The organism is Pseudomonas sp. 05T35 (assembly GCF_056396605.1).
This window is the reverse complement of sequence record NZ_JBFTLU010000556.1, coordinates 1-4,261: the sequence shown is the minus strand read 5'-3', so window position 1 is coordinate 4,261 and position 4,261 is coordinate 1. Positions and strand designations below refer to the sequence as shown.

The window sequence follows — 4,261 nt, the reverse complement described above, 5'->3', positions numbered from 1 at the left end:
GTTGCTGTCAAGCGGTTATTTTCAGAAGTTTTCAAAGTTTCCTTTGCAACTTCAACCACTTGCGCTTCCGATCTCTCGTTAGCGGGAGGCGAATTCTACAGCGTTACTCGCTGCTGTCAACACCTCTTTTTCTCCGCTTTCGACCGAGACGATCGAACCGYTAAAAGAGCCAAACAACACCGCTCTTTCAACTCCTTCGGRCTTCGATGAACTGAAGCGTAACCACTGCCGAAAACCGCGTAACTCTTTGTTTACCAAGGAGTTTTCCGTTTCGACTGCGCCGGAAGTGGGGCGAATTATAGACGTCCAGAATCTGCCGTCAAGGGTTAATTACGCTTTTGTTGCAGAAGGTGCATTTCTGGTCATTAAACGAGGGATTCGGCGCATTACAGAGGGTGCTCGCAGCATTAATAGCAGTGCGCCTATAGATGCATAGATCACCCACTCCTTTAGATCCRCCCGAACTATCCAAAGCATATGCAGCAATCCAAGGCCAAGAATCACATAGACCAAGCGATGCAACTTTTTCCAACGGACACCCAATCGTCGCTGACTATAACGATTGGATGTAACCGCCAGCGCCAGAAGACCAAGGAATCCCAGACTGCCGACAATAATGTACGGCCGCTTGCTCAGCTCTACCCCCAACTGAGACCAATCAAGACCGAGAATGAAAACCAGATAGCCACTCAAATGCAGAACAACGTAAGCGAAGCACCACAGCCCGAGCTGCCGCCGAATGGCAATCCACCCCGCCCATCCTGTCAGCCTCTGTATAGGCGTCATGCTCAAGGTGACCAATAGCAGGATCAAAGCCCCCAACCCCAGTCGATCCACCAGCACTTTCCCGGGATCCGGCCCCAAGGCAAAACTCCAGGCTTCATACAGCCAGAGTAATGGCCACACCGATGCAACTATAAAGACGCTAATGCGCCACACTGGAAAGCGCATCAGTAATTCTTCCGCAGATCGAGGCCTGTATAGAGAGACGCGACTTCATCTGCGTAGCCATTGAACATCTGTGTCTCACGCACATTAGGCTTGAACAGCCCGCTAGGCAGGCGCCGCTCCCTGGCCTGAGTCCAACGCGGATGATCAACCGTCGGGTTCACGTTCGCGTAAAAGCCATACTCATCGGACGCGATGCTCTGCCAGGTGGTTTTCGGCTGCTCGCTGACCAGACTGATACGTACGATGGATTTGACGCTCTTGAACCCGTATTTCCAAGGCACCACCAAGCGCAACGGAGCGCCGTTCTGGTTGGGCAGCTCACGGCCATACATGCCGACCGCAAGAATCGCCAACGGATTCATCGCCTCATCCAGACGCAGCCCTTCTACATAAGGCCAGTCGATCAAGGCAAAACCAGAGCGCTGCCCCGGCATGGTCTTGGGGTCCTGCAAAGTTTCAAAACGAATGTATTTCGCCTTGGAGGTCGGTTCGACCTGACGGAGCAACGCCGAGATGGGAAAGCCGATCCACGGAATCACCATCGACCACGCTTCCACACAGCGCAGGCGATAGATGCGCTCCTCCAACTGATACGGCTTCATGAAGTCCTCCAGCGCATAACGCCCTGGCTTATTCACCTCACCATCGACAACCACAGACCACGGCTCGGTTTTCAGCGCGCCAGCGTTCTGCGCGGGATCGCCCTTGTCAGTACCGAACTCGTAGAAGTTGTTGTAGTGCGTCGCGTCCTTGAATGGCGTGATCGCCTCATCCTTGAGTACTGCACCGGGCCAGAAGCTGCATAGGCGAGAAAAACCAGCAGCAGAATGCGTGGCGGATCGCTGAAGACCACCGCAAACACCAGCACCACAGCCAGGATCGCCACGAAAGGTACACGCCCCTTCAGGTCCAGCTCTTTGAAGCTGTTGTACTTGATATTGCTGACCATCAGCATCCCGGCGGCGGCAACCATCAGCGCAACCAGGAAGGACATCTTGGAGCCCTGAATCCCGTAATCACTGAATGCCCAGACAATGCCTGCAACTACACCGGCAGCCGCCGGACTGGCCAGACCGATGAAGTAACGTTTATCCGCAGTGCCGACCTGAGTATTGAAGCGCGCCAGACGTAATGCCGCGCCCGCAACATAGATGAAGGCAACCATCCAGCCAACCTTGCCCATATCCCCCAGCGCCCAGCCAAATGCCAGCAATGCCGGYGCGACACCAAAGGCGACCATGTCCGACAGCGAGTCGTACTCGGCACCGAAGGCGCTTTGGGTATTGGTCATGCGCGCTACCCGGCCATCAAGGCCGTCGAGGACCATGGCGACGAAAATCGCGATCGCCGCAAAAGCAAAGTACTTGCTCGCACTTGCAGCATCACCGGCACTCAAGGCGCTCTGTGCGCTCATCGAGTTGATGATGGAATAGAACCCTGCGAACAGGTTCGCAGTAGTGAACAGATTCGGCAGAAGATAGATACCACGATGCCGGACTTTACGGCCTTCAGCGTCATGCCCTTCTTCGACATGCTCATCGATGGGTAGCAGGCTTTCGGCGTCAGAGGCCTGGTTTGGCTCTTCGGGACGTTCGCTCATGGACATTACCTTGCAACGGTGTGGAAAGTTTCGACAGGTGTCAGCGACAACGGTTCGGCCGCAAACGATGCAGCTTTATACCAGAACCGACCACTCAAACGAAAAAACGCGGCCTAAGCCGCGTTTTCTGTACAAACTCGTGACTTAGTTTTTGGCTTTGTCGACGATTTTGTTGGCACCGATCCACGGCATCATCGAGCGCAGCTGCTCGCCGATGATCTCGATGCCGTGTGCAGCGTTGTTACGACGCTTGGCGGTCATCGAAGGATAGCCGGTAGCACCTTCGCTGATGAACATCTTGGCGTATTCGCCGTCCTGAATACGTTTCAGGGCATTACGCATAGCCTGACGGGATTCAGCGTTGATGACTTCAGGGCCGGTAACGTACTCGCCGTATTCGGCGTTGTTGGAGATCGAGTAGTTCATGTTGGCGATACCGCCTTCGTACATGAGGTCAACGATCAGCTTCAGTTCGTGCAGGCATTCGAAGTAGGCCATTTCTGGCGCGTAGCCAGCTTCAACCAGGGTTTCGAAACCGGCCTTGACCAGTTCAACGGTACCGCCGCACAGAACGGCTTGTTCGCCRAACAGGTCGGTTTCGGTCTCGTCCTTGAAGGTGGTTTCGATGATGCCGGTACGACCACCGCCAACGCCAGCAGCGTAGGACAGTGCAACGTTTTTGGCGTTGCCGGAAGCATCCTGATAGATAGCGATCAGGTCAGGGATACCGCCGCCTTTTACGAACTCGGAACGCACGGTGTGGCCCGGAGCTTTCGGCGCGATCATGATCACGTCGAGGTCAGCGCGCGGCACAACCTGGTTGTAGTGGATCGCGAAGCCGTGGGAGAAGGCCAGGGTGGCGCCTTTCTTGATGTTCGGCTCGATTTCATTCTTGTACAGGGCAGACTGGAACTCGTCCGGGGTCAGGATCATGACCAGGTCGGCTGCAGCAACAGCGGAAGCAACGTCAGTCACTTTCAGGCCGTGTGCTTCGGCTTTGGCAACAGTGGCCGAACCTTTACGCAGGCCGACAGTAACGTCAACGCCGGAGTCTTTCAGGTTGCACGCTTGAGCGTGGCCCTGGGAACCGTAACCGATGATGGCAACTTTCTTGCCCTGGATGATCGACAGGTCGCAGTCTTTATCGTAGAAAACTTTCATGAATTTCCCCTATATATCCAGGCCGTTCAGGCCATTCGCTAATTTGGTTTAGATGCTGAGTACTTTGTCGCCACGGGCAATCCCGGTGACGCCACTGCGTACGGTTTCCAGAATCGAGGCAGTGCCGATCGACTGAATGAAACTGTCGAGCTTATCRCTGGTACCGGTCAATTGAACGGTATACACGCTGGCACTGACATCGACGATCTGCCCACGATAAATATCGGTAGTGCGTTTGATCTCGGCGCGCTGGGCGCCGGTGGCCTTGACCTTGACCAGCATCAGTTCGCGCTCGATATGAGCGCTTTCCGACAGGTCGACCAGCTTGACCACTTCGATCAGCTTGTTCAGGTTCTTGGTGATCTGCTCGATGATTTCATCGTGGCCAACAGTGGTCAGCGTCAGACGCGACAGGGTCGGGTCTTCGGTAGGTGCCACGGTCAGGCTCTCGATGTTGTAGTTGCGCTGCGAGAACAGGCCGACTACACGAGACAGAGCGCCCGGTTCGTTTTCCAGAAGCAAGGAAATAATATGCCGCATGATTACGTA

3 protein-coding genes and 2 pseudogenes are annotated in these 4,261 nt (G+C 54.9%); all 5 read right to left on the bottom strand.

The window, feature by feature from the left end; translation table 11 throughout:
• Positions 1–330 precede the first annotated feature (330 nt).
• On the bottom strand, positions 331–951 hold the full coding sequence (msrQ, locus tag AC1DH9_RS27130) for a protein-methionine-sulfoxide reductase heme-binding subunit MsrQ (RefSeq protein WP_477809132.1): 621 nt from the start codon (positions 949–951) through the stop codon (positions 331–333).
• Positions 951–1,724: pseudogene (msrP, locus tag AC1DH9_RS27125) on the bottom strand (protein-methionine-sulfoxide reductase catalytic subunit MsrP); the annotation flags it as partial. The pseudogene msrP and the gene msrQ, both read right to left, overlap by 1 nt.
• Positions 1,709–2,551: pseudogene (gene pssA / locus AC1DH9_RS27120) on the bottom strand (CDP-diacylglycerol--serine O-phosphatidyltransferase); the annotation flags it as partial. The pseudogenes pssA and msrP, both read right to left, overlap by 16 nt.
• Before the next feature lie 144 nt (positions 2,552–2,695).
• Complete coding sequence (ilvC, locus tag AC1DH9_RS27115; RefSeq protein ID WP_003185459.1) at positions 2,696–3,712, bottom strand: ketol-acid reductoisomerase; 1,017 nt, start codon at positions 3,710–3,712, stop codon at positions 2,696–2,698.
• 48 nt (positions 3,713–3,760) lie between these two features.
• Positions 3,761–4,252, bottom strand: a complete 492-nt coding sequence (ilvN, locus tag AC1DH9_RS27110) for an acetolactate synthase small subunit (protein WP_003205610.1) — start codon at positions 4,250–4,252, stop codon at positions 3,761–3,763.
• Between the last annotated feature and the right edge of the window lie 9 nt (positions 4,253–4,261).